Here is a 25173-nt window from a genome sequence, read left to right on the forward strand (position 1 = left end):
AATGTCTATTCAATCGTTAGAAAAATATTTACCCGAAAACACGTTACAATATTTAAAAATCTGGTTTGCAGATTATTATATTCATATAAAGATTACAAGGAACAGAAATTCAAAGCTGGGAGATTATCGCAAACTTCACGATAATTCGCATGAAATCACGATCAATTCTACGTTGGTCCCGGAACTTTTTTTCTTTGTACTTACCCACGAACTTGCCCATCTTCTCGCCTTTGAAAAATACGGCAGAAGAATTTCTCCGCATGGCAATGAATGGAAAGAAACCTTCGGACAAATGCTCTTACAGAGTATTGATGTTTACAGTGAGAACCTGAAACCGATTATAATAAAATTCTCCAGATCTCCTAAAGCCAACTTCATGTCGAGCCCGGATCTGGTTAAGTATTTTCATATTGAAAAACAGGATGATACTCATGTATTTATCGAAAAACTGCAAATGGGAGATTTCTTTATTTACCGGAATGAAAAGTATTTATTGGAAGGTCTTATTAAAAAAAACTATCTTTGTAAGAACCTGGCTACGGGAAGAAAGTACTCTTTCAAACCTTTGGCAAGGGTAGAAAAATGCACTTAATAATGTCAAAATCAAATAGATATTGCGTGATTATGGCGGGAGGAATCGGCAGTAGATTCTGGCCTTTAAGTACGCAGAAATTTCCGAAACAGTTTCATGATATTTTAGGCGTGGGACGCACGATGATCCAGCAGACATATGACAGGATAAGCAAGCTTATTCCTGATGAAAATATATTTGTGATCACCAATAAAGAATATGTAGAGCTTTCTCATCAGCAGCTGCCGGAAATTCCCCAGGAAAATATTGTAGGAGAACCCCTCCTTAAAAATACTGCGCCGTGCAATCTTTACATGGCAAACAAAATTGCTCAGATTGATCCCGATGCAACAATGATCGTCCTGCCGGCAGATCATCTTATTTTGAAAGAAGAAACCTTTCTGCAAAAAGTGGAACTGGCTTTTGATCTTGCCTCTGAAAATGATTATCTCGTAACCCTCGGTATTACTCCTACAAGGCCGGATACAGGATATGGATACATTCAGTTTGTTGATAAAAATGACTCTGATTATTATAAAGTAAAGACCTTTACAGAAAAACCGATTCTGGAAATCGCAAAGAGTTTTCTGGAAAGCGGAGACTTCCTATGGAATGCCGGAATTTTTATATGGAATGCCAAAAGCATCCAGAATGCTTTTGAAAAATTTCTCCCGGAAATGACGCAGCACTTCATGGCCTGCGAATATAATGCAGAAAGTGAGCAGGGCTGCATTGAACTTATTTATCCTAAAGTACAGAAAATATCCATTGACAACGGTATTCTGGAAAAAGCAAAAAATGTGTATGTAATCCCCGCCGATCTGGGATGGAGTGATCTCGGAACATGGACCTCTGTATTTGAAAATACCGAAAAAGATGAAAACCGCAATGCCACTCAACAAAAGCATATTTTAACCTATAATTCGGAAGGCAATATCATCAATATAAAAAACAGCAACAAAGCCGTTATTGTAGATTCTCTGAAAGATTATATTGTTGTAGACACAGACAAAGTTCTGCTCATCTGTCCTAAAGAGCACGATCAGTTAATTAAAGATTATGTGCTGGATTTGAAAAACCTTAAAAAGGGAGACAAATTCATGTAAAATAATTCCTGTTGATTAGCGTTCTTAAAATATGGTAAAATTTACATGCAGACTCGTTACATTCATTTGTATTGTATCCGGAATATCTTTATCTGCTCAGGAGAAAAAACAATTTCCCAATGTCTCGGCAGTTTTGCAGAACATCGTTCCCAATACAAAAACGGATTCATGGATTCTCGTTCATAAAAGTTACGGCAAAGACAATATTGTAAAGCAATCAACGGTAAAAGAGTACGAATCTCAATCTTCGGGATTCAATATCGGAATTGCGGATGAAGATGCATTTTACTATATCGTGGATTTCTCTACAGGTAAACCCGAATATATAACAGGTCTCACGGCACTCAGAAAATTTGTTGGTAAGGTGGATAATATCTATGATGCGGCAGTTTTTGCGGCAGCTGAAGGCTATATTATTGATGAAGAGTTCAGAGATTTGGCGGCCAATTATTATCAGGACAAATCCAATTATTACCTTGATCTGGGAAAGCTGACTTCAACAGAATGCCCGTATCAGAAAAAGCATTTTACTTTAACCATTCCCAAATCCGGAGAAACGATTTTAAATACAAAAGATAACGGATCTTATATTGAGCTTTATAATAAAAAATGCACCAATAATCCGAGGTTGCTGAAACTTGAGAAAAAAGAAGAACCTAAAGATGAGCCTAAAAAATCAAAACCTACAAGACGAAAATAAATTTTACGAAACGGAACGTCTGATTTTGCGCCCTATGAATTTAGAGGATGCGGAATTTATTCTTGATCTGTACAACAGGCCTAAATTTATACAGTATATAGGAGACCGTTATATAAGGACGATTTCTGACGCAGAAAATTATATTCAAAAAAGATTTCTTCCTCAGTTTGAAAAGCTTGGCTTCGGAAATTACCTTATGCTTACAAAAGACGGGCATCACAAGATCGGGGGCATAGGAATATTTGAAAGAGATGGTCTTGATGTTGTAGATATCGGTTTTTCTCTCCTTGAAGAATTTGAAGGAAAGGGATATGCTTATGAAGCTGCATTAAAAATAAAATCTGTCGGAATGAATGATTTTGGGTTAACAAAATTGTCTGCCATAACGACAAAAGAAAATATATCTTCTCAAAAATTGATTGAAAAGTTAGGGTTAAAGTTTCAGCGTTTTGTAAAAATTCCGAACGATCCTGAAGAACTGATGTACTACGAAACAGAATAATTTTATGGTTTGTGTCTTGAACCAGGGTTGCCATGCTGAAAGCATCCAAGTATAGTATAGAAATAGTATGGATTTGCAATTAGATGCTTTCAGCATAAACTTAGATTAACTATCCTTCCAGAATCTGTTCGGCTGCAGTTTTTGATGTCACTTTTTCAATAACTCTTTCGCAGATTCCTTTTTCATCGAAAATAAAGGTTGTTCTTACAATTCCCATATAGGTTTTTCCGAAGGTCGTTTTTTCCTGCCAAACTCCGAATTTCTCAAGAATTTCATGACTTTCATCTGCAATAAGATCATAAGGAAAAGCAAATTTACTGTGGAAATTTTTTTGCTTCTTTACAGAATCTCCGCTTATTCCCAACAGTTGAAATCCGGCCTTTTCAAGCTTTGAATAATTATCGCTGAGATTGCACGCTTCTACAGTACAGGTTGGCGTATTAGCCTGAGGGTAAAAGAAAATGACCAGTTTTTTGCCGATTAATTTTTCCGAATTTATTGTTTGTCCATCCTGATTGAGTCCTTCAAATGGTGGTAATTTATCTCCAACTTTCAACATAATGATTTAATTTTGTTCAAATTTAATTGTTAAATGACAAAAAAGCAAAGAGCCGAGCTCGTTCAGATAGAATTAGAAAAATTATATCCTCAGGTTCCGATTCCGTTGGACCACACCGATCCTTATACTTTAATGGTTGCGGTAGCACTTTCTGCACAGACAACCGACAAAAAAGTGAATCAGGTAACGCCCGATCTTTTCGCTGTAGCAGGAACACCACAAAGAATGGCAAAACTGGAAGTATTTGAGATCAAAGAACTTATAAAAGAGATAGGATTGGCAAATACAAAAGCTAAAAACCTTAAAAGAATGGCAGAACTTCTTCTGGAAAGGCATAATGGAGTAGTGCCGCAAACCTATGAAGAGCTGGAAGCATTGCCTGGAGTTGGTCACAAAACGGCCTCTGTGGTTATGAGTCAGGGGTTCGGATTTCCTGCTTTTCCCGTCGATACGCACATCCACAGATTGATGACGCAATGGAAACTTACTTCCGGAAAAAACGTCGTAGAAACGGAAAAAGACGCAAAAAAATTATGGCCGGAAAGCGTATGGAATAAGCTTCATCTTCAGATTATTTTCTACGGAAGGGAATATTCTCCTGCAAGAGGAAAAGGAGAGAAAGATTTTATTACGAAAATGTTGTTTGAAAAATAACATCATCACAAAATTCCCTCCTTTGGAGGGGCGGAGAAAATCCGAAGAATCATTGACTGATGGTTAAGAATAGATAGTTAAAAATTATCCAATAATCTTCTGTGATAATTAATCTGTCCCAAATGATAGCTTAAATGCCCGAACAGGTGAATCAGGAAATACTCTGTAGTCATGGTATAGCCCAAAGGTTCGGAAGGATATGCTCTCTGAAGTTCTTCCGCAGATAAATTTTCAAGCGCAAGATCTACAGTTTCAATAGTTTTCTCAATCTGCTGTATCAGTTCAGTTCTCGGAATGTCCTTTAATGAAAATTCAAGCTCCCTGTTTCTTATATAGTCTGAATTTCCAAGTGTAGCTCCAATATAATGATTAAGGTTTCCCACCAGATGAAGACTAAGGTTCCCAGCTGAATTAGAAATATTTTCATCAGTTTTCCAGATGTTTTCTTCGTTTTGGTAAGATTCGACTTCTGTTTTTAATTTATTTAAATCTCTTGTGAAAAGAGATTGTAGGCTTTGTATCATATTATTTGATTTTTGTTCTGAAATATCCTTGAAAATGTTTGATAACAGACGAATCAATTTTAGTTTCGTACCTTATAGAACCATAAATACTGTCTCCTTTTTGAAATTTAAACTTGTTAAGAATCAGTTTCTGATAAATAAGAGAAGAATTTATAAATTTCATTTCACCTCTCAATGTTTTGGAATTAATATCTTTAATTAGAAATTGATTGTTAAAAACCTTTATCAAAATACCATTTCCAAAATATCCATTATTATTGTTAAGCAGAACTTTGAGTGTGTCTTGCTCATAATCTGCTTTGCATTTATAATCTTTAAAACTAGCTTGTTGGGAGCCATAAGATCCGGCAGAATAACTTGATGTCTGGATAATGTAAGCGGTCCTAGTCATGGATTCGATTTTTTCGCTGTTATATAGCTTAAGTTCCGGAAGTTTTGAAAGGATATTGAATGTGTCATTTTTATTTAGATTTTTATCAATTTTAAATCTTTCAAACCCTTGAATTTTATTTTTTTCAAATTTACAGCTTATAAGAAACAGCCCTATAAAGAATATTATAATTAAGTATATCGGTTTTATCATATTTCATTTTGAGCATTAATCTAAATAAAAAGCCACAAAAATTTGTGACTTTGATTTTTAATGAGGAATATCCTCCGTAAGAATTGTATTACCTGCTTTATCATAATAAATACAGGTAAATTTATTCAAATCCACGATCCATTTTTCAATTCCTGTTTGGGCACAGTCTTCGCAGAATTTCATATAGTCCGTTTCACCACGCTGATGACGTTTTAATTGGTTGATAAATAATTCTTTATTAACCTTGTTTTCAATGGCTAGCACATCATATTGAGGCTGAGATGTTGTGGTGTAGCCGTTCTCTCCGAAATATTCTGTATGGCTGTCTTTTACCCAGGTTTCGAAAGACCGTACACCGAATTCTTTTATTTCTTTGATGTAATTCGGAAAATCGGCACCCGACTGTACTTTGCTGTGCGCATGTTCAATTTGTTCTACAGTAAACATTTATTTGCATTTTTTTATTAGCTGGATTTTTACCGCAAAAGAGACAACAGAATTTTAAATAAAATCAATTAAAATTTTTAAAGGCTTGCTTTCTTTTAAATTCTATCTAATTTTTCTCAAAAAAACTATCTAAATCTTTGTTTCTTTTGCGGTAAAAATTAAATTATTTCTGATTCTTCGCCCACAATTCCATTTTCCGGTTCAGAACATCCAAAGGAAGACAGCCTTGATTCAACACTTCATCATGGAATTTCGCCAGACTGAATTTGCTTCCCAGTTCTTTCTGGTACTTTTCTCTCAGCTCACGAATTCTCAAAGAACCAATTTTATAACCTAAAGCCTGTCCGGGCATTGCCATATATCTTTCTACTTCGGCGGTGGCGCCGGCTTCATCGTAAGAAATATTGCTCAGAAAATATTTTATAGCTTCTTCTCTCGTCATTTTTCCGGTATGCAAACCGGTATCAACAACTAACCTTACGGCTCTCAACATCTGATCGCTCAGATAGCCCATTTTCTGGTAAGGGTCTGTGTATAAGCCGAATTCCGGGCCTAAAGTTTCACAATAATGCGCCCAGCCTTCACCATACGCTCCAAACCAGCCAAATCTCATAAATTTCGGAAGCTTTGTATTTTCCTGCTGAAGAGAAACCTGGTAATGATGTCCCGGAATAGCTTCATGCAAAAACAAGGATTCCATTCCGGAAGTTACATTGAATTTTGAAGGATCAGGAAGGGGAACGTAGAAAATTCCCGGTCTTTTTCCATCCGGTGTACCCTGAATATATTCCGCACTTGCGCTCGCTTCCCTGAATTTTTCCGTTTGCCTGATCTCAAACTTGGTCTTCGGTGTTACAGAAAACATCGTTTTAAGTTTAGGAGTAATTTTTGTTAAAATCCCATTAAACGCAGCCAGTACTTCTTTGGAGGTTTTGTAAGGCATCGCTTTAGGATCTGTTTTTACATAACTGATGAATTCTTCTAGTGTTCCGGTAAAACCAACCTGCTGTTTTACCTTTTCCATTTCGGCACGAAGCATGGCAACTTGTTGCAGCCCGATTTTATTGATTTCTTCTGGCGTTTTATTGGTAGTGGTCCAGCTTTTTGCGTAATACTGGTAAATTTCTTTTCCGTTGGGCAGACTGTTGTAACCGTCTGTATCTCTTGCTTTAGGCAGGTATTCTTTTTCTAAAAAATCTCCCATTTTTGTATAAGCAGGGATGATCTTTTGTGTAATAGCATCTTTGTAGAGTTTTGAGAATTTTTCTTTCTGCTCGTTTGTAAAATTTGTAGGGAATTTCCTGATCGGTCCATAAAAAATATTCTTCTCCAGGTCAGTTGAGGTAATTTCTTCAGCTCTCATCTGTGGGATCATTTTTACGACCAGTTTTTTAGGCAAAACCATCTTATTGCTGATGCCTTCGCGGAAATTATCCGTTGCGGCATTCATCCAGTCGGGAAACTTCTCCATTCTTTTGAGCCAGTCGCTGTAGTCTTTTTCTGTTTTAAAAGGCTGGCTTCCTTCTCCGCTTCCATACAGGGGAAAATTCAGCGGGAGTCCTCCAAACTGCGTGAAAGGAATGTACTCCGGATGATAGTTATAGGCATCAATTTTATCTTTCAGCGTAAAATCAAGGACATCATAAACCACCTTCTTTTCATCTGAAAGACTTTTATAGTCCACATTTTCAAGCTGTTTTTCTACAGAGCGATAAAAAGCGACTTCTCCCGAAATAAAATCCTTATCAATGGTGATCGGAAGCTGGTCATTATATCTCAGATCTCCCTGAGCCGTGGCATCGAGCGGGTAAAGCTTCAGGTACTGCTCATAATAATTGGAAGCAATAGAATCGATATTGGAGGGCGTGACTTTGGTTAAAGGGGAATCAGTTTTTTTGCAGGAAACCAGGCTTATGGCAAGGCTAAGGCCGACAATACTTTTTGATAAAATGTTTTTCATTCTTCAGAATTCTTTATAAAAACAAATGTAAATATTAAAATGATTGATTTTATCATCAACATTGAAAAACACCAAAAAATCAAAAGAGAAAAGGTTTTATAAATGAATTAGCCTTAAATGCTTCATTAAAATTAAATAAAGCCAAATTTTTAAAAATAATTTTCAAAAAATTTTTCACGTTCAATCTATTTTTTATCTTTGTTGAAAACGTTTAACAATCATATTATTACAGCTCTTTTTTAAGAAAAAATGAAAGGGATTTTAAAAATTTACCATCCGGATGAAACGCTAAAGTACAATATCAGAAACACTTATTGTAAAGCGGTTTACAGCAACCAGCAGCATTTTTTAGAGGTTGAGATTATCACGGATGATGGTCTGGATCACGTAGAAGATGATTCTCTCCAGTACAACTTTCCTCAGCTTTCACTTGAAGTTTTTGATTTCCCTATCGAATCTGCGGAAATAGAAGGAAAAACAATCACCATTAATGATTCCGAAGAAGATACTTTTACCGAAGTGGATCTTTTTGATGATGAGGACGCTTTTATCTACGATAACGAGCTGCAATTTGACAGAAATGAAGAAGGCGAGCTGCAGGTGATATGGAAAGGGACAATTGATGATTTTTACACAGGTTCCGGAAATCCCATTCCTTTCAGGCTCAAATGTGAATTTAAGCAGGATGAAATCGAAGTAGACGAAGATTAATTTTAATCTTCTTTTCTTCAACGAACTTTAATATCAGATTCTTTCGATTTTTTGGAAGGATATTTGCTGTTGTGGAAAATAACAGATTTTAATTTGTTTTAAGCTTTTTTTAAGATACCAATTCATAATATTCCACTACATTTGTCGTTACAACTCTTATAAAAATACAGATTAATGCTGATAACGGAACTTACTCAGATTTTATTTGCACAGGTTGCTGCACCTGCAGTTGGGGCAGACGATTTAGAATTTTCATTTTGGAAGATCATGTTTCACGGGGGAGCTTTTGCCAAAATAGTAATGGTGACTGTGCTCCTGTTGGGTGTATTTTCCGTTTACCTCTTCTTTGAACGTTTTTTCTTTATTAAAAGGCTTACTTCTAAAACGGATGCCAACTTCATGGATAATATTGAAGATTTTATTAAAGAAGGAAAAATGGAATCTGCACTGGACTACTGTAAAAGACAGAACTCTCCTGAAGGCCGTATTCTTGAAAAAGGAATTTCAAGATTGGGAAGACCGGTTTCCGATATCGTAAGCGCAATGGAGTCGCAGGCACAGGTTGAAGTTGCCAATATGGAAAAAAATCTGAACCTTTTGGCTGTTGTTCCGAGTATTGCTCCGATGCTGGGACTTTTGGGAACGGTAATCGGGATGATCATTGCTTTCTTTAATCTTTCTCATGCAAGCGGATCTTTTTCTCCCAAAACATTATCTGAAGGTATTTATACGGCGTTGGGACAAACTGCGGTTGGTCTTGCAGTAGCAATTCCGGCTAATTTCTTTTACAATTTATTATTAACAAGAATTGATAAATTTGTATTGAAGGCACAGAATATGTCCGGCGAATTTTTAGATCTTATCAACAAACCTTTATAATCTTCATGTGAAACCGCAAGGTTCCGTCTGATCATTAAAAATTAACAAAGTAAACAGATGAAAATTCAGAGAAGAAATAAAGCAAATCCCGAGTTCAGTCTCGCAGCGATGACCGATGTTATCCTTTTGATGCTGATCTTCTTCATGGTGACATCATCAGCGGCCAATCAAAGTGCCATTGATGTAAAGCTGCCTAAAACGGGAGCTGTTGAAGACAATATACCAAATCCTTTAACAGTAAGTATCAAGCCGGACGGGTCTTATTTTGTAGACGACAGTCCTGTAGAAAAAGCACAGCTTGAGCAGACAATCGTTAATAAACTGGCCAATCAGACCAATAAATCCTTTACGATCCGGGCTGATGAAAATACCATGCATAAAGATGTTGTCTTTGCAATGGAAATTGCTGAAAAGTATAAATTCAATATAGCCATTGCGACAGTGAAGGATAAATAACAATCCGGAATCCACCGGAAAGATCTTTTTAAAATGAGAAGCGATATTATAAGCAGAAACGAGCAAAATAAAGACCGGGTAAAAAGCGCATTGCTTTCTATCCTGATCTGGTCTGCCATCCTGCTTTTTGTTTTTTTATATAAGCTGAAACCGGAGCTGGATCAGGAGCCGGAAATAATAACCACTATGCTGGTAAATTTCGGGGACAACCGGAACGGAAACGGTGTGGAAGAACCAGCCGATCAGCCTGGAAGCCTGGCTGCAGCGACAGAAAACGTTACTGATCCTGCAGAAGCCGCTGTTCCGGAAACTAAAACAGTATTAAAACCTGAGCCGCAACCGGAAACTCAAAAGTCGGAGGCTAAAGAAAAAATCATCACCGGAAACAATTCAAAAATCAGTGTTCCGAAAAAAGAAGAATCCAAAGCAGAAACCAAAAAGTCCGCAGCAAGCACCAGTGCTACCAAGAATGCCAAAAAATCGGGAGCAACAACCTCCAATTCAAAAACCGGGAATGGTGACGGAAAAGGAACCGCAGCCATCGGAAATCTTATCAGAGGAAGAGGAACTAAAGCAGGAAGCCAGGGAGACGGAAGCGGCATCGGAAATGCAGGAGATCCTTTGGGAGGCGACGGAAACGGCGACAGTAGAGTAGGAATCGATAGAAAACTGGTAGGATTTATTCCGGGAACAATGGGAAGAGGAGGTGCCCAACCGGCCAACAGCTGTACGGCAAGCGGAACAATTACCATATCCTATACTGTTGATAAAGCGGGAAATGTAGTGTCTGCAAGAAGAGCAGGCGGAACATCTGATCCGTGTATTACCTCAAATGCCATTTCATGGGTAAAGAAATATGTAAAGGCAGAGAAAGCCAGTGTTTCTTCCACGGGAACGTACAAAATTACTTTCTAAAAATACAAAAGCACTTTATTCAAGTGCTTTTTTTATTTCTGATATTCTGTTGATAATCGGAAGAGCAAAAATTCCGCTGGATTGAAGATACAGTTCGTAAAAAGTTTTTGCTTTCCCCAGAAAATCATTATTAGCCTCTGTTTTTCCTTTAAAATAAAAAAGGTTTCCCAGCATTTCATAATAATCTTTATGGTCTCTTTCCTGTCTATCGTTCACGATTTCAATTAATTGTTCTTTTGTTTTCGAAGAAACTTCTGTGAAGCTCATTTTAAAAATATCTCTCATTAAAGAATCGAAATCCAGTTCTTTCTGCATTAAACTTTCTTCAGGCTTTTCCAGAATCAGTTTTTCCAGTGCCTGGCTTAGCTGACGTATTAATCTTAACGTAAATTCCTTATCTGTGATCATATGAGTTTAAAGTTTAGGGTTCTATTTAATGTTATGGTGATTTCGGGAGCCTCAATCACCAACCATATTTTATAATTAATCTGTTATTGTATACACTATTGGTGGCTGAGGTGCTCGAAGCCACCATTATATTTATGCAAAAAATAAATATGCTAAAGCAATGGAAGTGATAATCCCCACCAGATCGGCCAGAAGCATGGCAATTACCGTATATCTTGTGTTTTTCACGGCTACTGCTCCGAAATAAACGGCAATTACATAAAACGTCGTATCTGAGCTTCCCTGAAGAACTGCGGCTAATTTTCCCTGGAAGCTGTCGGCTCCGAAAGTGGCCATCGTATCCACCATCATTCCTCTTGCACCTGAACCAGACAAAGGTTTTATCAAAGCTGTCGGAAGCCCGTCGACAAATCTCGCATCAAGATTTGCATGATAGGCTACCCATTTCATTCCGTCAATAATGACATCAAAAACGCCGGAAGTTCTCAACAAAGAAATCGCGATCAGCATTCCAACCAGATAAGGGATAATTTTTACACAGGTCGTAAAACCTTCTTTTGCCCCTTCAATAAAGGCATCAAAAACGTTAATTTTTTTATACACCGCACCCAAAACAATCGCAAGAAAAATAAAGAGAATTAACCCGTTGCTTAGTACTTTACTGAAATCATCCAGCTGATCCTTACTAAGCTGTACCAGATACAGAACCAGTAATGCAATAATCGCCGAAATTCCCCCTAAATAAGCAATGACTACAGGTCGTAACAGATTGATTTTTTGATAGAGAGATACTACAATCATGGCAGCAAGCGTTGCAGCAAATGTAGCAATCATACACGGAAGGAAAATATCCGTCGGGGTTTTTGAACCCATAGAAGCCCGTATCGCAATGATTGAAACCGGAATCAGCGTCATTCCACCGGCGTGGAGACACAAAAACATAATTTGGGAATTGCTCGCGGTATCTTTATTGGGATTTAAACTTTGTAAACTTTCCATGGCCTTTAAACCGAAAGGCGTTGCCGCGTTATCAAGACCCAGAAGATTGGCGCTGAAATTCATCAGCATATGCCCGAAAGCCGGATGATTTTTTGGTATTTCAGGAAAAAGCCTTGAGAAAAACGGCTGTATCAAACGACTCAGAAGATTGATTCCGCCTGCCTTTTCAGCGATGCTCATAAATCCCATAAACAAGGTCATGATCCCAATCAGTCCAAGGCAGATCTTTACGGCCGTTTCAGAAGTTCCAATCACCCCGTCTGCTTCCTGAATACGGTAGATTTTTACGTCCTGTTGTAAAGAATCTGTCTTATAATGGATCCGGTTATCTGCAAAATCCGGTTTTTGAGTCAGGCTGTCTTTAACCAATGGTGAAAGTGCACTCATTTTCTGGGTTGCAATTTGTACTGTATCACCGCCTTTACCCACAACCATATCATTAAATATGGTTTTATAATGGCTTGACGAAATGTATTTTATACTGGCAATGGCAATGGCCACAATGATAAAAGCCGACCAAATTCTGCTGAGAACCATCCGATAGAATTAATATGGGTTAAACTTATCAAAAAAACTTCAGATGACAAAGGCAAGACGCGTTTTTAAGTTACTGTGAAAGATGAAGAGACAAAATAAACGTATAAAAGATTTTCAGGCAAATTATTTGGAGCTTTTTCCAGCTATCTGCTCATACTCCTCGCGCCACCGCTTTTGCCCTGGCTTGCTGTGGGGTAACCGCGTCTATCTGGGCTAAAGAAGGCAATTACGAATTTCTTGATGTGAATGATCAATTTTTTATGATCTAACTTTCTTTTTTTAAACCACCCGTCAAAAATTCTTTGAATTTTTGCCACCTCCCAATGCAGGGGAATTCCAACGGTTAGATATCAATAGGAGTGGGCTTTAGCCCGTTTTAATGATAAAACATCAGATTGGCTTTAGCCAAAGCTTAAAAATCACAACAAGTCATTGTAAAATGAAGAAATTTATTTTTCATCCAAATAAACCAAAAAACCTTCAAAATCATCATTCAGGTTCTTCAGGACTTTGGCTTCTTTCATTTTCTTTTCAAGGCCGTCTATGAAAAAGCTTTTTTCAAAAAATTGGCGGTGAATCCCTGGAAGCAGCTCCATAAAATAATCCATTCCGAATTTGTTGTTGTGGAGATCCATTTTGGTTTCCAGCGGTTTATTGGGAAACAGTTCTTCATGAAGATCGGTCATGCGTTTACAGAAAGCTAGGGCTTTTTCGGGTGAAGAAATCTTACAGCAGTACATCATGATGAGACAGCACCAGAATGCATGTCTGAATGCATTTCCGATACCGTTGGTAGATGCCGTATCGGGAAATTTTTTCTGTGCAATAGAGTAAGCCTGTAATGTAGCATGGAAGCTTAATAAAGAAAAAAGAGGGTGAGAAAGAGCAAGTGATAAAAGGCGCATGATTTTTTTAAGGCTCATGCTCCGGATTGTATTGAAAAATATGCTGAACGTTCTCATCAATAAAAAATCTCTCTCCTGTTCAGAGAGAGATTGCTGTATTTTTATTAAAATTAAGCTTTTACAGTTAACAGATTTATGGTTTTAGAAACGGTATCTTTAATTTCCGTTCTTTTCACGATAAAATCAACGAATCCTTTTTCCTGAAGGAATTCTGACGTCTGGAAACCTTCCGGCAGATCTCTTCCGATGGTTTCACGGATTACTCTTGGTCCTGCAAACCCGATCAATGCGCCTGGTTCAGCCATGATAATATCAGCTGTCATAGCAAAAGAAGCGGTAATACCTCCAAAAGTAGGATCGCAAAGATAAGCAATGTACAAAAGGCCGGCTTCCGAAAGCTGGGCCAGCTTCGCCTGAACTTTTGCCAGCTGCATCAGAGAGTAAGTTGCTTCCTGCATTCTTGCACCTCCCGATTGGCAGATGATCATATACGGAAGTTTTTTCTGAATACAATAGTCTATCGCTCTTCTGATTTTTTCGCCCATTACGGAGCCTAAAGAACCTCCGATGAAAGCGAAATCCATACAGGAAACTACCATTTCGGTTCCTTTTACGGTTCCTACTGCGTTTCTGATGGAGTCGGTAAGTTTTGTCTTAGCTTTTACCTCTTTCAGACGGTCTGCGTATGGTTTTGTATCTTTAAAATTAAGAATATCGATACTTTCAACATTAGCGTCCAGTTCTGTGAATTTACCTTCATCGAAAAGGATTTCAAAGAATTCTGCACTTCCTATTCTAACGTGAAAGCCATCTTCAGGAGAAACATAATTGTTTCTTCTCAGTTCATCGTGTTCTACAATTTTTCCTGACGGTGTCTGATGCCAAAGACCTTTAGGGACGTCTTTTTTCTGATCAGTTGAGGTCGTAATATTTTGTGCTTTTCTCTTAAACCACTCGAATGCCATATTCTAAATATAATTGATGTGTGATAAATAATAAAAGATGAACAACGGATTATCATTCATCTTTTATCAATTATAATAATTTATTTAAGCGTATTAACGTTATTTAAATCTTCAAATGCCTGAACAAGTCTCTTCGAGAATGTTTCTTCTCCTTTTCTTACCCAAACTCTTGGGTCATAGAATTTCTTGTTAGGTTTTTCTTCTCCTTCAGGATTACCGATTTGAGCTCTCAGGTAGTCGATATTGTTAATCATATAATCTCTGATACCTTCTGTATAAGCAAACTGAAGATCCGTGTCAATATTCATTTTAATTACTCCATAATCGATTGCCTCTCTGATTTCTTCCAGAGTAGATCCTGAACCTCCGTGGAATACGAAATTTACAGGTTTGGCAGCAGTTCCGAATTTCTCCTGAACATATTTCTGAGAGTTATCCAAGATTTTAGGCGTAAGAACCACATTTCCAGGTTTATAAACCCCGTGTACGTTTCCGAAAGCGGCAGCAATCGTAAAGTTTTCGGAGATCGCTTTCAGCTTTTCATATGTATAAGCTACATCTTCAGGTTGAGTATATAATTTTGAATTGTCAACATCAGAATTGTCAACGCCGTCTTCCTCACCTCCGGTAACACCGATTTCCACTTCAAGCGTCATCTGCATCTTCGCCATTCTTTCGAAATATTGCGCAGAAGTTTCAAGGTTTTCTTCTAAAGATTCTTCAGAAAGATCCAGCATGTGAGAAGAATAAAGGGATTTTCCGGTCTGCTTGTAGAATTCTTCGTTGGCATCCATTAATCCGTCGATCCAAGGCAATAATTTTTTCGCACAGTGGTCGGTATGAAGGATTACAGTTGCTCCGTAAGCTTCTGCAAGGGTATGAATATGTTTTGCTCCGGCGATTGCTCCCAGGATGGCAGCTTTCTGACCGTCATTGCTTAATCCTTTTCCTGCATTGTAAGCAGCCCCTCCATTAGAGAACTGAATAATAACAGGTGAGTTTAGTTTTGCTGCAGTTTCCATAACCGCGTTTACGTTGCTTGAACCAATTACGTTTACTGCTGGTAATGCAAATTTGTTTTCTTTAGCATGCTGAAAAATATCAGTAACTAATTGACCTGTGGCAACTCCTGCCGGGAAAATTCTGCTCATGTTTTACTTTTTAATATAAATTATTAGGGTTTGTAAAATTCCTGTAAAGGTAATCATTTTTGCTTAATTCTTAATTTCTTTTGTCTCTTCCCCAAAGCAGCTTCTGACGGATGGTTTCGTAAAAGCTGAGATTATTCGGCTGTACAAGAAGGATCTGGAAACCGGCCTTTTTTATGATGATCTCCTTGTCTGTTTCGATGTGTATCAGCCTGGAGTCCAGCGACAGAGAAAACTGCGGCACCCGGCTTTCCACTTTGAATTTTATTTCCACCTTATCATTTACTACAAGTGGCCTTACATTGAGATTGTGAGGAGCAATAGGCGTAATGACAAAGTTTTCGTTATTCGGAGAAATAATCGGTCCCCCACTGCTTAATGAATAAGCCGTAGAACCGGTAGGCGTGGAGACAATGACGCCGTCTCCCCAGAAAATATTGAGAAATTCATTATTAATATAAGAATCTACCGTAATCATGGAGGTGGTTTCTTTCCTGGAAATCGTCACGTCGTTAAGAGCATACGGGAAAAAGTCTTCTATTTCCGGTGACACTACTTGGATCACTGATCGGCGGCTGGTCTTTACATCGCCTTTTAAGATAGAATCCAGCGCGTTGAAGGCTTCTTCTTTGGTAAAGCTGGCCAGAAAACCGAGCCTGCCTGTATTTACCCCAACAATCGGAATTTCAAGATCTTCAATAAACGTTAAAGAATTAACAATGGTTCCATCACCTCCGAAAGTAAAGAAAAGATCCACTTCTTTATCCAGCAGATCCTGCTTACAGTTGAAGGTTTCGAATATTTTTGAAAACTGAAGTGCCTCAGCCATTTCATCATACAAAACCGATTTTACGCCTCTGTTTTCAAGCTCGGAAATGAATTTGCTTAAATATAAAAAGGTATCTAAATCTTTTTTCTGGGAATATATGGCTGCCTTCATTGTTTTTTATATTTCTATAAATTTTTGGAAAAACCCGAACCTGTCCTGAAACAAGTCCGATTTTTCATCAGAATAATATTTTTGTACAATACGATAATCGTACCGGTCGAATGTTTCATCAATGGAGCTCAGATTTTCGTTGCTGATCTTGATCGTTACCTGAATCGTATCTTCGGACATGTGGCTGATAAAGGCTCCGTAAAATTTGGAGTTGTTGCTTTCCACAATATTGGCGATCTCGGTCATTGAATATTTTCTTGCCGACGTCTCAACCGTGAGAATGGCTCCTGATTCCGAAAACAGAGGATATTTTGACAGATCCTGAAAGATGTCTTCACAGCTTATGTAACCAAGGTATTTCTCATTCTTGTTAATGACAGGGATGATGTTGGCATTGAAGGTGTAAAAAAGCCTGATGCTGTCCATAATATTGTTGTCTTCAAGAATCGCGAAGCGCTCGATCTGGTGTTCGAGGTCCTTTAAAGTACCTTCTTCTTCATAAAGAAAATCCTCCGCAAGGGCACCGTAAAACTGATTGGATTTTTTGATAAAAATGTGAGAATATCCAAACGCTTCCAGCGTATCTCTCGCTGATTCTATAGAGTCAGAAAGGCTAAAACACGGATAGTCTTTTGAGATATATTCCTTGATAAACATTGTGCTAATTTATAAAAAATTAAACGAAACTTTTTTCGAATGTCAAACTTTTTTTCCGTAGAGAATAAAAAAATGAATGTAAAATTTGTTTGTGACAAAAAAATAGGTATCTTTGTCGCCTTTCATTTTTACTTTTTATTAGATTTATTTCAAACTGCACTGTCTATTAGGCATATGCAGTTTTTTTATTTCAGGGCTTTTGCAAATTCCCACATCACAATTCCGCCACATACACTTACGTTCAGAGAATGTTTGGTTCCCAACTGCGGAATTTCAATAAAAGAATCAATATGAGGCAATGCTTCATCACTGATTCCTTCCACTTCATTTCCTAAGATCACGGCATATTTCTTAGATTGATCAATGGTAAAGTCCGTAATCATTTTACTGTTTGTAGTCTGCTCAATGCCGATTACTTCAAATCCACCGGCTTTTAACTCATTAATAACGGTAATAATATCATTTTCATATTTCCAGTCAACACTTTCTGTTGCTCCCAGTGCAGCTTTGTGAATTTCACGGTGCGGCGGCTGGGGAGTAATCCCGCAAAGAATAATCTTTTGGACCAGAAAAGCGTCTGCGGTTCTGAAGGTAGCGCCTACATTATGCATGCTTCTGATGTTGTCCAGAACAACAATTAACGGAATCTTTTCAATCGTTTTAAAAGTTTCTACATCTATTCTGTTGAGTTCTTCCAGTTTTAATTTCTGTACCAATTGTATAGTTTTATTAATGTTTATAAATATGTACGATTTTCCAATCATTTCAGATTTAATCATTTTCCAGAACACATGATCTGGTGTACGCTTCGTTCGATATTCTGGGCAATCGTCTCCATCGGAATATCATTTTCATCATTATTGAACGGGTCTTCAATTTCTTCGGCGATCATCTCAAGGCTCATTAAAACATAATAGACAAAAACCGTAAGCGGAATCATGAAAAGACCGATAGAGATCACATACGCCACGGGCAAAGCTAATACATATAAAATGATAAATTTTTTAACGAAAGAAGAGTAAGAGTAGGGAATCGGTGTATTTTTAATACGTTCACAGCCGCCGCATACATCCAGAAAACCAGACAGCTGTGTGTCGAGATACAGCATTTCCACATCGGTTATTTTACCTTCTTTTTTTAGTTGGTTAAGCTTGTGCGTAAGCAGAATGACAATTTCGCTGGGACCATGATGTTTGATATATTCTTCAATTTCGGAATAATCTTCGTCTAAAGCCAGTCTTGTAGATTCTTTCGAAAGATGCTTAGCCAGGAAATGCGGAAAAAACTTCAGGTACCGTGCGATTTGGTCGGCATTTTTTCTGTCATCGCCAAGAATGGTGTTTATTTTAATCGCAAAATTCCTTGAATCATTCACAAGTTTGCCCCAGAGTTTTCTTCCTTCCCACCATCGGTCATATGCCGTATTTGTTCTGAAAACCAATAATAAAGAAAGCACAAAACCCAAAAGAGAATGAATCATGCTCACATTGCTGATGGGAGATTTGGAAGAAAGATGAAGATATTCTACTTCAAGATATTGAATTCCCCAGGAATAGAGTCCTATAAGAATCATGGTCGGAAAAAGAATTTTCAGCGTATCGCTTTTATGAAGACTGAATAGGATTTTCAGGAAATGTTTGGTATTGTAAACTCTCATAAGATTGGTTGACCGTACAAATATAAAATTTCACTTTTACTTTTGTTTTACGGAAAACCATAAATTTTATCTTGTGATTCATTTTTTCTTTGTAAAAACAAATTACTATGGGATATTATCGAAAAGGACATTTCAGAAGAGACGGAAAATGGGTAAGCGGACACTATGTAAGCACCTTTGGAAGAAAAAGAAGAAAAAACAGCTCGCCTCAGGGATGCGCCATTTTGTTTCTCGGAGGAATAATTTCCTTTTTAATTTGGTTGCTGAAATAAAATTGCTGAAAATGATGTCTGATATCAGTTAAAATTTTTACGAAATTTAAAAAAGCAGTACTTTTATTTCGAAATTAAAAACACCACCAAATGATCCTTGGAAACGTAGACGTTGTCACTGATATCAGCAAAGAAGAATTTCAGAATAATTATTTTAAAAAGCATAAACCTCTGCTCATCAAGAATTTTGCCGGCAGATGGGACGCTTTCCACAAATGGAATTTTGATTTTATCCGCGAAAAAGCCGGTGAGCAAGAAGTTCCTCTTTATGATAATAAACCGGCAGATGCATCCAAAAGTTCCGATGCTCCCGTTACCCACATGAAAATGAAGGACTATATTGATACCATCAGAAATAAACCTTCTGATCTGCGTATTTTCTTTTATATCATTACCGACCGTCTTCCGGAGTTGCTTAAAAACTTCACCTATCCTGATTTGGGGATGAAGTTTTTCAAAAGGCTTCCAACGCTGTTTTTCGGAGGCAGTGAAGCACATGTGCTGATGCATTATGATGTGGATCTCGGCGATTTTCTGCATATTCATTTTGAGGGGAGAAAAAGAATTCTGCTGTTTGATCAGAAGCAGTCTCCTTATTTATATAAAGTGCCTTTATCGGTTCATACGATCTATGAGGTAGATTATGAGAATCCTGATTATGAGAAATTTCCGTCGTTGAAACATGCAAAGGGTTATGAGATTTTTATGGAGCATGGGGACGCCCTTTTTATTCCCGGTGGGTTTTGGCATTTCAACAGGTATCTGGAACCCGGATTTTCTATGTCGCTTCGTGCATTGCCCAATAAGCCGGCCGTCTTTGCTAATATGCTGTATCATGTATTTATCATGCGGTATACAGACAAACTTATGAGAAAACTTTTTAAAGCGAAATGGGTGAATTACAAGCAGAAATGGGCTTATGACAAAAGCTCCAAGGCTTTGGCCAAGCATAACGTTTAATTTTTCCCGCGGATTTTCACAGAATTTTCTTCTTTAACGCAAAAAAATCAATTATTTATATGATCTGTGCGATCTGTGCGAAATCATAAAGCACTTTACTGCTAATATTTTATTTCCTATTTTTACCGACCAATTTTAAGACAGAATTTTAATGGCAAAGGCAGCGAAGAAAGAAACTCCGTTAATGACACAGTACAACACCATCAAGGCAAAATACCCTGATGCGCTTTTACTATTCAGAGTGGGAGACTTTTATGAAACGTTTGGTCAGGATGCCATTAAAACATCTCAGATTTTAGGAATTGTTCTCACAAAAAGAGCCAATGGGGAAGGGCATATCGAACTGGCAGGATTTCCGCACCATTCTGTAGATTCTTATTTGCCAAAACTGGTAAGAGCGGGGATGAGAGTCGCTATCTGCGATCAGCTGGAAGACCCGAAAATGGTAAAAGGAATTGTAAAAAGAGGCGTTACGGAACTTGTGACTCCGGGGGTTACCTTCAACGATCAGGTTCTCAATTCAAAGAAAAATAACTTTCTGCTTTCCCTTCATAAAGAAAAAGAAAAATTCGGGATTGCGCTGGTGGATATTTCTACAGGGGAATTTCTCGTAAGTGAAGGAAATCTTGAAAAGCTGCTTCATATTGTTCATACTTTTGATCCGAGTGAAATCATTTATCAAAGAAGCATTCAGATTCCGGAACAGCTCAAAAACAGAAGTGCTTTCAAGCTGGAAGACTGGGCTTATCAATATAATTTTGCCTACGAAAAACTTACGAATCATTTTAAAACCAATTCGTTAAAAGGATTCGGGATTGAAAACCAGCAGTTGGCCATTACTGCGGCAGGAGCTATTTTTGCTTATCTGGTTGAAGATACGCATCACAATTTGTTGTCCCACATTACCAAAATTCAGATTATTCCTCAGGAAGATTTTCTGATGATGGATAATTTCACACTGAGAAATCTCGAAATTGTTTATCCGAGCAATGCGCAGGGAAAATCTTTACTCGATATTATCGACAGAACCTCTACACCGATGGGTGGAAGGCTCTTGAGAAGAAGGATTATTTTACCGCTGAAGTCTGTTAACGAAATCAACAGAAGGCTTTCTTTAATTGACTTTTTAAATGAAAATGATCATCTTAAATATGAAATTTCCCAGCTGTTGAAATCCATATCGGATCTGGACCGATTGATGGGAAAGCTGGCGGCGGAAAAAATCTGTCCGAAAGAATTGGGATATCTTCGTCAAAGCCTTATTAATATTCATAAAATCAAAGGGTTGCTGCATCCTCATGCCGATGTACTGGCGTGGCTTGATCCGCTGTATGACCAGGAAGAATTAATCAAATGCCTTCAGAATCACCTGAACGATGAATTACCGGTGAATCTTGCCAAAGGAAATGTGATTAAAGAAGGAATATCAGAAGAACTGGACCGATTAAGAGGATTGCAGTCGAAAGGCCGCGGTTTTCTTGATGAAATGTGCCAGCGGGAAATTGAAAGAACCGGAATTTCCAGTCTTAAGATTGATTTTAATAACGTTTTCGGGTATTATATTGAAGTAAGGAATACCCATAAAGATAAAGTTCCGGCAGACTGGCTCAGAAAGCAGACTCTGGTGAGTGCAGAAAGGTACATCACTGAAGAGCTGAAGGAATACGAAAGCCAGATTCTGGGTGCAGAAGAAAAAATAGGAGTTCTGGAAAATGAGCTGTACAGGAAAGTTTGTGGAGATACCATGATTTATATGGATCAGATTCAGGAAAATTCACATATTATTGCGCAGCTTGATGTGGCGGTTGGATTGTCAGAACTTGCTGTTTTTGAAAGCTATACAAAACCTGTTTTAAATGAAAGTTTTGCTATTGATTTAAAAGAAGCGCGTCATCCGATCATTGAAAACGCACTTCCTTTAGGCGAAAAATATATTCCGAATGATATTTATCTGGATAAAGATTCCCAACAGATTATCATGGTTACCGGGCCGAATATGGCCGGTAAATCAGCCATTCTCCGTCAGACCGCAATTGTCTGCCTGATGGCGCAGATCGGAAGCTTTGTTCCGGCTAAACATGCGGAGATCGGAATTCTGGATAAAATCTTTACCAGAGTCGGGGCTACAGATAATATTTCAGCAGGGGAATCAACCTTTATGGTAGAGATGAATGAAGCCGCTAATATTTTAAATAATATTTCCGAACGCAGCCTTATTCTTTTAGATGAAATCGGGCGCGGAACTTCCACTTATGACGGTGTTTCCATTGCCTGGGCCATTGCAGAATATCTTCATCAGCATCCTACCCAAGCCAAAACTTTATTTGCCACCCATTATCATGAATTAAACGAAATGACGGTTAATTTTGAACGGGTGAAAAATTTCCACGTTTCAATTCAGGAAAATAAAGGCAATATCATTTTTTTGAGAAAACTGATTCCGGGCGGAAGCGAGCACAGCTTCGGGATTCACGTGGCGAAACTGGCGGGAATGCCTGCTAAAGTAGTCAACAGAGCTAATGAAATCCTGAAAACACTGGAAGCCAGCCGTACGCAGGGAAGCTCGTCAGAAAGTATCAAACGGATAACGGAAGAAAATATGCAGCTTTCCTTTTTTCAGCTGGATGATCCCGTTCTGGAAAATATCCGTGAAGAGCTTACGAAAATTGACATTAATACTTTGACGCCGATTGAAGCATTAATGAAACTGAATTCCATTAAAAAAATGATTGGGGGGTAGATTAACCTATTTTTTACTGAAAGTAATGGTTAAAGGCAAACGAAATTTGTAGCGGACTTTTTCGCCATTCAGTTCAGCGGGAATCCACTTATCTTTAATTTTTGAAACGGCTCTTTCTGCTTCTCTGTTAAAACTTTCATTGCTTCCGGAAGCTTTCACGTCTACCATAGAACCCTCCTTATCAACAATAAAAAGTATTTCGCAGGATTCTTTTTCAGCATTGCTGATAATTTTTCGCATCCTGAAATTTTCACTCACTCTATTTTTGAATGCAGTTACTCCGAGTGGGAAAACTGCCGGTTTTTCAGCGTCGATTTTTGTTCTGCCGTTTTTTTCAACCATCAGGAGCTCATTAAGCTGAGTTGTTTGGACCTGCTGTTCCTGAGCAAAAGTGAGAAAGCTCAAAAATAATCCTAAAAGTGTTATTATATTAGTCATTAATCGGCAAATATAAATATTAAACTTTATTTAAGATTTTTTCAGGGTTAAAGGAAAAGTGTAAAGATAACGCACCGGTTCGCTGTTCACTGTTGCGGGTTTCCATTTTACAAATAATCTTCTCACGGCTGTTTCTGCGGCATCCGAATGTTTTTTGTCGCTTCCTGTTGCGGTTACGAAACGTACATATCCGTTTTTTTCAACAATGAAATACACTCTTGTATCAATGCTTTTGGATTTTACATTGATAATATCCATTTTTTCTGCGAACTGCCTTTTGAAATTTCCCATGCCTCCGGGGAATTCGGGTGGGGTATCTGCTTTGGTTACGACATCATCAAGCTTCATTTTCTTTTTTAAAATTTCATAATCCGGAAGCTGTGAAACGGAAGTGTACTCTGTCTGTGAAAATAAAAAAGTGCTGAAAAACAGCGTTAAAGCTAATAAGATCTTCTTCATATTCTGTAATATTTGATGAATTAGGACAGCAAAAATAACACCGAAGACGGTGTATGGTGGAATAAGAAAATATTAATTTTGAATGGCTTTGTTTCGGTTCGGCGCCGAAGGCGCCGAACCGAAACAAAGCCATCACAATAAGGACGTTTAACAAAATAAAAAGACCGAAAACTCTTAAATCCTGAAAAATTCAATATCATTGCAGCAAATAATCATCCGGATGATCAAATTAAAATTTAACCTCACTTATTTTCTGATCAGCATATTCATTTTCATCACTGAAGTGCTGATTGCTACGGTCTTCAGAAATATATTCTTCGTTAGGGCTTATTTTGGGGATGTTATAGTAGTAATACTTCTTTTTACCCTTGTTAAATCTTTTTTTGTTATTAAAAACAATCATAACCTTACATTGGGAATTTTCCTGTTTTCCTGTATGGTGGAGTGGGGTCAATATTTCCACATTGCCGAAAAAATGGGTTTACAGCCTGGAAGCATCCTCTATATTATCGTTGGAAATTCTTTTTCGTGGATTGATATCCTGTGCTACGCGGCGGGATGCCTGTTGCTGTTTCTCTTAATTCCCAAAAAATAAGCAGAATTATCTTCCGAAACTGTCGTACTTATCCTCTGCATACTTGATGAAACGGCTCAGTAATGCTACATTTTCTTTTTCCAGTGGAGAAAGATCGTTGTCTACGTTATCAGAGACAGGAATATACCAGTCGGTCTGTTCAAAAAAATTGCGGTAGGTTGCTTTTTTAAATAAATAGCCATGCCGCGCAAACACTGAATTTTTAATGATTTCCATATCCAGCTTGCGAAGATTTTTAAGGTCTTTTTCCGATAATTTCTGTTTGGAAGCGTTGATCTTAAATACGGCATCAGAAGCAATCCTGTTTTTTGAAGCAGTATAAGTTTCCGTTTTCCCTGTTTCTTCATCGGTGTATTTTTCTACAAAGTTTTTCGGATTTTCCCAGTCGATGAGGTCGTTGTCCGGGCTCAGCATAAAATTAGGATTGTAAACAAACTCTTTTTTTACAAGCTTTAATATTTTCAAGGGTGCTTTTACGGCGGTTTTATTAAATGCATTCCAGGTTCCGGTAAGGCTGTCGTTGCTGAGTTTCACTTCGAATCTTCCGTCGGTTTTATCGTTTCCGGGTTCATCAAGGATGAAAGATTTTGCAGCTTCATTAAAAACTCCGCGGAAAGAACGCTGGTTTCCGTCTACAATGCTTTGCCCGTACACGCTGTCTTTGGTAATCCTGTTGATTTTCAGAGCAATTTTTTTATAAACGACCCCTTCGTAATCTTCTCCGATTTCAGGGGTAATGATCTCTTTTCCGGCAAAATCTCCCATGTAAATTCCATAGTATTCTTTGTGGATTTCAGGTATAATGACAGAATCTCTTTTTGCGGTTAAGCTGTCTTTGGTAGTATTTGTGGTTTCTGCTTCCTTTTTACAGCCTGTAAAACTTATCAGCACGGAAGCTGTCAAAAATAATTTTAAAATTTTCATAT

General features: G+C 37.8%; 30 protein-coding genes. 13 read left to right on the forward strand and 17 right to left on the reverse strand.

The window, feature by feature from the left end; translation table 11 throughout:
• The first annotated feature begins 1 nt into the window (after position 1).
• Genes HHL20_RS13490 through HHL20_RS13505 form a run of 4 tightly spaced genes read left to right on the forward strand, consistent with a single transcriptional unit; the run spans position 2 to position 2879 of the window.
• Complete coding sequence (locus HHL20_RS13490; protein WP_169231694.1) at positions 2–592, forward strand: SprT-like domain-containing protein; 591 nt, start codon at positions 2–4, stop codon at positions 590–592.
• Positions 593–594: 2 nt separating this feature from the next.
• Positions 595–1677 (forward strand): mannose-1-phosphate guanylyltransferase, encoded by a 1083-nt coding sequence (locus tag HHL20_RS13495; RefSeq protein WP_228463193.1) that lies wholly within the window; start codon positions 595–597, stop codon positions 1675–1677.
• Between the two features lie 31 nt (positions 1678–1708).
• Complete coding sequence (locus tag HHL20_RS13500) at positions 1709–2377, forward strand: hypothetical protein (protein WP_169231695.1); 669 nt, start codon at positions 1709–1711, stop codon at positions 2375–2377.
• Positions 2340–2879, forward strand: coding sequence for a GNAT family N-acetyltransferase (locus HHL20_RS13505; protein ID WP_169231696.1), 540 nt, complete (start codon positions 2340–2342; stop codon positions 2877–2879). Before HHL20_RS13500 ends, HHL20_RS13505 begins: the two co-directional genes overlap by 38 nt.
• 109 nt (positions 2880–2988) lie before the next feature.
• Here the strand turns inward: HHL20_RS13505 and bcp are convergent, their stop codons facing one another.
• Positions 2989–3438, reverse strand: coding sequence for a thioredoxin-dependent thiol peroxidase (gene bcp / locus HHL20_RS13510; protein ID WP_169231697.1), 450 nt, complete (start codon positions 3436–3438; stop codon positions 2989–2991).
• A gap of 33 nt (positions 3439–3471) precedes the next feature.
• On the opposite strand from bcp, the gene HHL20_RS13515 reads away from it, so the two are divergent.
• The gene (locus HHL20_RS13515) at positions 3472–4092 is read left to right on the forward strand and encodes an endonuclease III domain-containing protein (protein ID WP_169231698.1); all 621 of its coding nucleotides are present in this window, start codon (positions 3472–3474) and stop codon (positions 4090–4092) included.
• Between the two features lie 77 nt (positions 4093–4169).
• On the opposite strand, the gene HHL20_RS13520 is transcribed toward HHL20_RS13515, so the two are convergent.
• From HHL20_RS13520 to HHL20_RS13535, 4 genes are all read right to left on the reverse strand, one after another.
• Positions 4170–4616 carry a DinB family protein gene (locus HHL20_RS13520; protein WP_169231699.1) on the reverse strand — a complete coding sequence of 149 codons (447 nt, stop codon included), beginning with the start codon at positions 4614–4616 and terminating at the stop codon, positions 4170–4172.
• A gap of 1 nt (position 4617) precedes the next feature.
• Entirely contained in the window at positions 4618–5199 is a 582-nt protein-coding gene (locus HHL20_RS13525) for a hypothetical protein (protein ID WP_169231700.1), read from the reverse strand.
• Between the two features lie 57 nt (positions 5200–5256).
• Positions 5257–5646, reverse strand: coding sequence for a DUF1398 domain-containing protein (locus HHL20_RS13530; protein WP_169231701.1), 390 nt, complete (start codon positions 5644–5646; stop codon positions 5257–5259).
• Between the two features lie 163 nt (positions 5647–5809).
• Positions 5810–7606 (reverse strand): DUF885 domain-containing protein, encoded by a 1797-nt coding sequence (locus HHL20_RS13535; protein ID WP_169231702.1) that lies wholly within the window; start codon positions 7604–7606, stop codon positions 5810–5812.
• Positions 7607–7855: 249 nt separating this feature from the next.
• On the opposite strand from HHL20_RS13535, the gene HHL20_RS13540 reads away from it, so the two are divergent.
• The 4 genes from HHL20_RS13540 to HHL20_RS13555 all read left to right on the forward strand — a co-directional run bounded on the left by HHL20_RS13540 (position 7856) and on the right by HHL20_RS13555 (position 10567).
• Positions 7856–8317, forward strand: coding sequence for a hypothetical protein (locus tag HHL20_RS13540; RefSeq protein ID WP_169231703.1), 462 nt, complete (start codon positions 7856–7858; stop codon positions 8315–8317).
• Positions 8318–8491: 174 nt separating this feature from the next.
• The gene (locus tag HHL20_RS13545; protein ID WP_169231704.1) at positions 8492–9196 is read left to right on the forward strand and encodes a MotA/TolQ/ExbB proton channel family protein; all 705 of its coding nucleotides are present in this window, start codon (positions 8492–8494) and stop codon (positions 9194–9196) included.
• A gap of 57 nt (positions 9197–9253) precedes the next feature.
• A complete protein-coding gene (locus HHL20_RS13550) occupies positions 9254–9652 on the forward strand; it encodes an ExbD/TolR family protein (RefSeq protein ID WP_169231705.1) in 399 nt (132 codons plus the stop codon).
• Positions 9653–9685: 33 nt separating this feature from the next.
• Positions 9686–10567: a ferric siderophore ABC transporter substrate-binding protein gene (locus HHL20_RS13555; protein WP_169231706.1), complete on the forward strand. Its 882-nt coding sequence runs from the start codon at positions 9686–9688 to the stop codon at positions 10565–10567.
• Positions 10568–10582: 15 nt separating this feature from the next.
• On the opposite strand, the gene HHL20_RS13560 is transcribed toward HHL20_RS13555, so the two are convergent.
• The 9 genes from HHL20_RS13560 to HHL20_RS13600 form a co-directional block, all read right to left on the reverse strand.
• Positions 10583–10975, reverse strand: coding sequence for a hypothetical protein (locus HHL20_RS13560; RefSeq protein ID WP_169231707.1), 393 nt, complete (start codon positions 10973–10975; stop codon positions 10583–10585).
• Positions 10976–11107: 132 nt separating this feature from the next.
• Positions 11108–12511, reverse strand: coding sequence for a nucleoside recognition domain-containing protein (locus HHL20_RS13565; protein WP_169231708.1), 1404 nt, complete (start codon positions 12509–12511; stop codon positions 11108–11110).
• 449 nt (positions 12512–12960) lie between these two features.
• Positions 12961–13473 carry a DUF6973 domain-containing protein gene (locus HHL20_RS13570; RefSeq protein ID WP_169231709.1) on the reverse strand — a complete coding sequence of 171 codons (513 nt, stop codon included), beginning with the start codon at positions 13471–13473 and terminating at the stop codon, positions 12961–12963.
• A 53-nt stretch (positions 13474–13526) separates the two neighbouring features.
• Entirely contained in the window at positions 13527–14381 is an 855-nt protein-coding gene (accD, locus tag HHL20_RS13575; protein WP_169231710.1) for an acetyl-CoA carboxylase, carboxyltransferase subunit beta, read from the reverse strand.
• Between the two features lie 80 nt (positions 14382–14461).
• Positions 14462–15532 (reverse strand): class II fructose-bisphosphate aldolase, encoded by a 1071-nt coding sequence (fbaA, locus tag HHL20_RS13580; RefSeq protein ID WP_169231711.1) that lies wholly within the window; start codon positions 15530–15532, stop codon positions 14462–14464.
• A gap of 70 nt (positions 15533–15602) precedes the next feature.
• Positions 15603–16469 carry an NAD kinase gene (locus HHL20_RS13585; protein ID WP_169231712.1) on the reverse strand — a complete coding sequence of 289 codons (867 nt, stop codon included), beginning with the start codon at positions 16467–16469 and terminating at the stop codon, positions 15603–15605.
• A 6-nt stretch (positions 16470–16475) separates the two neighbouring features.
• Entirely contained in the window at positions 16476–17126 is a 651-nt protein-coding gene (locus tag HHL20_RS13590; RefSeq protein ID WP_169231713.1) for a CBS domain-containing protein, read from the reverse strand.
• A gap of 185 nt (positions 17127–17311) precedes the next feature.
• The gene (locus HHL20_RS13595; RefSeq protein ID WP_169231714.1) at positions 17312–17842 is read right to left on the reverse strand and encodes an RNA methyltransferase; all 531 of its coding nucleotides are present in this window, start codon (positions 17840–17842) and stop codon (positions 17312–17314) included.
• 59 nt (positions 17843–17901) lie between these two features.
• On the reverse strand, positions 17902–18783 hold the full coding sequence (locus HHL20_RS13600; RefSeq protein ID WP_169231715.1) for a bestrophin family protein: 882 nt from the start codon (positions 18781–18783) through the stop codon (positions 17902–17904).
• A 107-nt stretch (positions 18784–18890) separates the two neighbouring features.
• Between HHL20_RS13600 and HHL20_RS13605 the strand changes: the two genes are divergently transcribed.
• The 3 genes from HHL20_RS13605 to mutS all read left to right on the forward strand — a co-directional run bounded on the left by HHL20_RS13605 (position 18891) and on the right by mutS (position 22755).
• Positions 18891–19055 (forward strand): hypothetical protein, encoded by a 165-nt coding sequence (locus HHL20_RS13605; RefSeq protein ID WP_169231716.1) that lies wholly within the window; start codon positions 18891–18893, stop codon positions 19053–19055.
• 90 nt (positions 19056–19145) lie between these two features.
• Entirely contained in the window at positions 19146–20015 is an 870-nt protein-coding gene (locus HHL20_RS13610; RefSeq protein WP_169231717.1) for a cupin-like domain-containing protein, read from the forward strand.
• Between the two features lie 151 nt (positions 20016–20166).
• Entirely contained in the window at positions 20167–22755 is a 2589-nt protein-coding gene (mutS, locus tag HHL20_RS13615; protein ID WP_169231718.1) for a DNA mismatch repair protein MutS, read from the forward strand.
• 6 nt (positions 22756–22761) lie between these two features.
• On the opposite strand, the gene HHL20_RS13620 is transcribed toward mutS, so the two are convergent.
• Both HHL20_RS13620 and HHL20_RS13625 read right to left on the reverse strand, forming a co-directional pair.
• Positions 22762–23193, reverse strand: a complete 432-nt coding sequence (locus HHL20_RS13620) for an energy transducer TonB (RefSeq protein WP_169231719.1) — start codon at positions 23191–23193, stop codon at positions 22762–22764.
• 30 nt (positions 23194–23223) lie between these two features.
• Entirely contained in the window at positions 23224–23652 is a 429-nt protein-coding gene (locus HHL20_RS13625) for an energy transducer TonB (RefSeq protein ID WP_169231720.1), read from the reverse strand.
• A gap of 220 nt (positions 23653–23872) precedes the next feature.
• On the opposite strand from HHL20_RS13625, the gene HHL20_RS13630 reads away from it, so the two are divergent.
• On the forward strand, positions 23873–24247 hold the full coding sequence (locus HHL20_RS13630) for a ribosomal maturation YjgA family protein (protein WP_169231721.1): 375 nt from the start codon (positions 23873–23875) through the stop codon (positions 24245–24247).
• 6 nt (positions 24248–24253) lie between these two features.
• Here the strand turns inward: HHL20_RS13630 and HHL20_RS13635 are convergent, their stop codons facing one another.
• A complete protein-coding gene (locus HHL20_RS13635; protein ID WP_169231722.1) occupies positions 24254–25171 on the reverse strand; it encodes a YARHG domain-containing protein in 918 nt (305 codons plus the stop codon).
• Between the last annotated feature and the right edge of the window lie 2 nt (positions 25172–25173).

The sequence above is a fragment of the Chryseobacterium cheonjiense genome, from assembly GCF_012927265.1.
Taxonomy (GTDB): Bacteria; Bacteroidota; Bacteroidia; order Flavobacteriales; family Weeksellaceae; genus Chryseobacterium; species Chryseobacterium cheonjiense.

What these genes read in the sequence shown, in the direction of transcription:
- HHL20_RS13490 (WP_169231694.1), top strand. Translation starts at nt 2, where the DNA reads ATGTCTATTCAATCGTTAGAAAAATATTTACCCGAAAACACGTTACAA.
- HHL20_RS13495 (WP_228463193.1), top strand. Translation starts at nt 595, where the DNA reads ATGTCAAAATCAAATAGATATTGCGTGATTATGGCGGGAGGAATCGGC.
- HHL20_RS13500 (WP_169231695.1), top strand. Translation starts at nt 1,709, where the DNA reads ATGGTAAAATTTACATGCAGACTCGTTACATTCATTTGTATTGTATCC.
- HHL20_RS13505 (WP_169231696.1), top strand. Translation starts at nt 2,340, where the DNA reads ATGAGCCTAAAAAATCAAAACCTACAAGACGAAAATAAATTTTACGAA.
- bcp (WP_169231697.1), bottom strand. Translation starts at nt 3,438, where the DNA reads ATGTTGAAAGTTGGAGATAAATTACCACCATTTGAAGGACTCAATCAG.
- HHL20_RS13515 (WP_169231698.1), top strand. Translation starts at nt 3,472, where the DNA reads ATGACAAAAAAGCAAAGAGCCGAGCTCGTTCAGATAGAATTAGAAAAA.
- HHL20_RS13520 (WP_169231699.1), bottom strand. Translation starts at nt 4,616, where the DNA reads ATGATACAAAGCCTACAATCTCTTTTCACAAGAGATTTAAATAAATTA.
- HHL20_RS13525 (WP_169231700.1), bottom strand. Translation starts at nt 5,199, where the DNA reads ATGATAAAACCGATATACTTAATTATAATATTCTTTATAGGGCTGTTT.
- HHL20_RS13530 (WP_169231701.1), bottom strand. Translation starts at nt 5,646, where the DNA reads ATGTTTACTGTAGAACAAATTGAACATGCGCACAGCAAAGTACAGTCG.
- HHL20_RS13535 (WP_169231702.1), bottom strand. Translation starts at nt 7,606, where the DNA reads ATGAAAAACATTTTATCAAAAAGTATTGTCGGCCTTAGCCTTGCCATA.
- HHL20_RS13540 (WP_169231703.1), top strand. Translation starts at nt 7,856, where the DNA reads ATGAAAGGGATTTTAAAAATTTACCATCCGGATGAAACGCTAAAGTAC.
- HHL20_RS13545 (WP_169231704.1), top strand. Translation starts at nt 8,492, where the DNA reads ATGCTGATAACGGAACTTACTCAGATTTTATTTGCACAGGTTGCTGCA.
- HHL20_RS13550 (WP_169231705.1), top strand. Translation starts at nt 9,254, where the DNA reads ATGAAAATTCAGAGAAGAAATAAAGCAAATCCCGAGTTCAGTCTCGCA.
- HHL20_RS13555 (WP_169231706.1), top strand. Translation starts at nt 9,686, where the DNA reads ATGAGAAGCGATATTATAAGCAGAAACGAGCAAAATAAAGACCGGGTA.
- HHL20_RS13560 (WP_169231707.1), bottom strand. Translation starts at nt 10,975, where the DNA reads ATGATCACAGATAAGGAATTTACGTTAAGATTAATACGTCAGCTAAGC.
- HHL20_RS13565 (WP_169231708.1), bottom strand. Translation starts at nt 12,511, where the DNA reads ATGGTTCTCAGCAGAATTTGGTCGGCTTTTATCATTGTGGCCATTGCC.
- HHL20_RS13570 (WP_169231709.1), bottom strand. Translation starts at nt 13,473, where the DNA reads ATGAGAACGTTCAGCATATTTTTCAATACAATCCGGAGCATGAGCCTT.
- accD (WP_169231710.1), bottom strand. Translation starts at nt 14,381, where the DNA reads ATGGCATTCGAGTGGTTTAAGAGAAAAGCACAAAATATTACGACCTCA.
- fbaA (WP_169231711.1), bottom strand. Translation starts at nt 15,532, where the DNA reads ATGAGCAGAATTTTCCCGGCAGGAGTTGCCACAGGTCAATTAGTTACT.
- HHL20_RS13585 (WP_169231712.1), bottom strand. Translation starts at nt 16,469, where the DNA reads ATGAAGGCAGCCATATATTCCCAGAAAAAAGATTTAGATACCTTTTTA.
- HHL20_RS13590 (WP_169231713.1), bottom strand. Translation starts at nt 17,126, where the DNA reads ATGTTTATCAAGGAATATATCTCAAAAGACTATCCGTGTTTTAGCCTT.
- HHL20_RS13600 (WP_169231715.1), bottom strand. Translation starts at nt 18,783, where the DNA reads ATGAGAGTTTACAATACCAAACATTTCCTGAAAATCCTATTCAGTCTT.
- HHL20_RS13605 (WP_169231716.1), top strand. Translation starts at nt 18,891, where the DNA reads ATGGGATATTATCGAAAAGGACATTTCAGAAGAGACGGAAAATGGGTA.
- HHL20_RS13610 (WP_169231717.1), top strand. Translation starts at nt 19,146, where the DNA reads ATGATCCTTGGAAACGTAGACGTTGTCACTGATATCAGCAAAGAAGAA.
- mutS (WP_169231718.1), top strand. Translation starts at nt 20,167, where the DNA reads ATGGCAAAGGCAGCGAAGAAAGAAACTCCGTTAATGACACAGTACAAC.
- HHL20_RS13620 (WP_169231719.1), bottom strand. Translation starts at nt 23,193, where the DNA reads ATGACTAATATAATAACACTTTTAGGATTATTTTTGAGCTTTCTCACT.
- HHL20_RS13625 (WP_169231720.1), bottom strand. Translation starts at nt 23,652, where the DNA reads ATGAAGAAGATCTTATTAGCTTTAACGCTGTTTTTCAGCACTTTTTTA.
- HHL20_RS13630 (WP_169231721.1), top strand. Translation starts at nt 23,873, where the DNA reads ATGATCAAATTAAAATTTAACCTCACTTATTTTCTGATCAGCATATTC.
- HHL20_RS13635 (WP_169231722.1), bottom strand. Translation starts at nt 25,171, where the DNA reads ATGAAAATTTTAAAATTATTTTTGACAGCTTCCGTGCTGATAAGTTTT.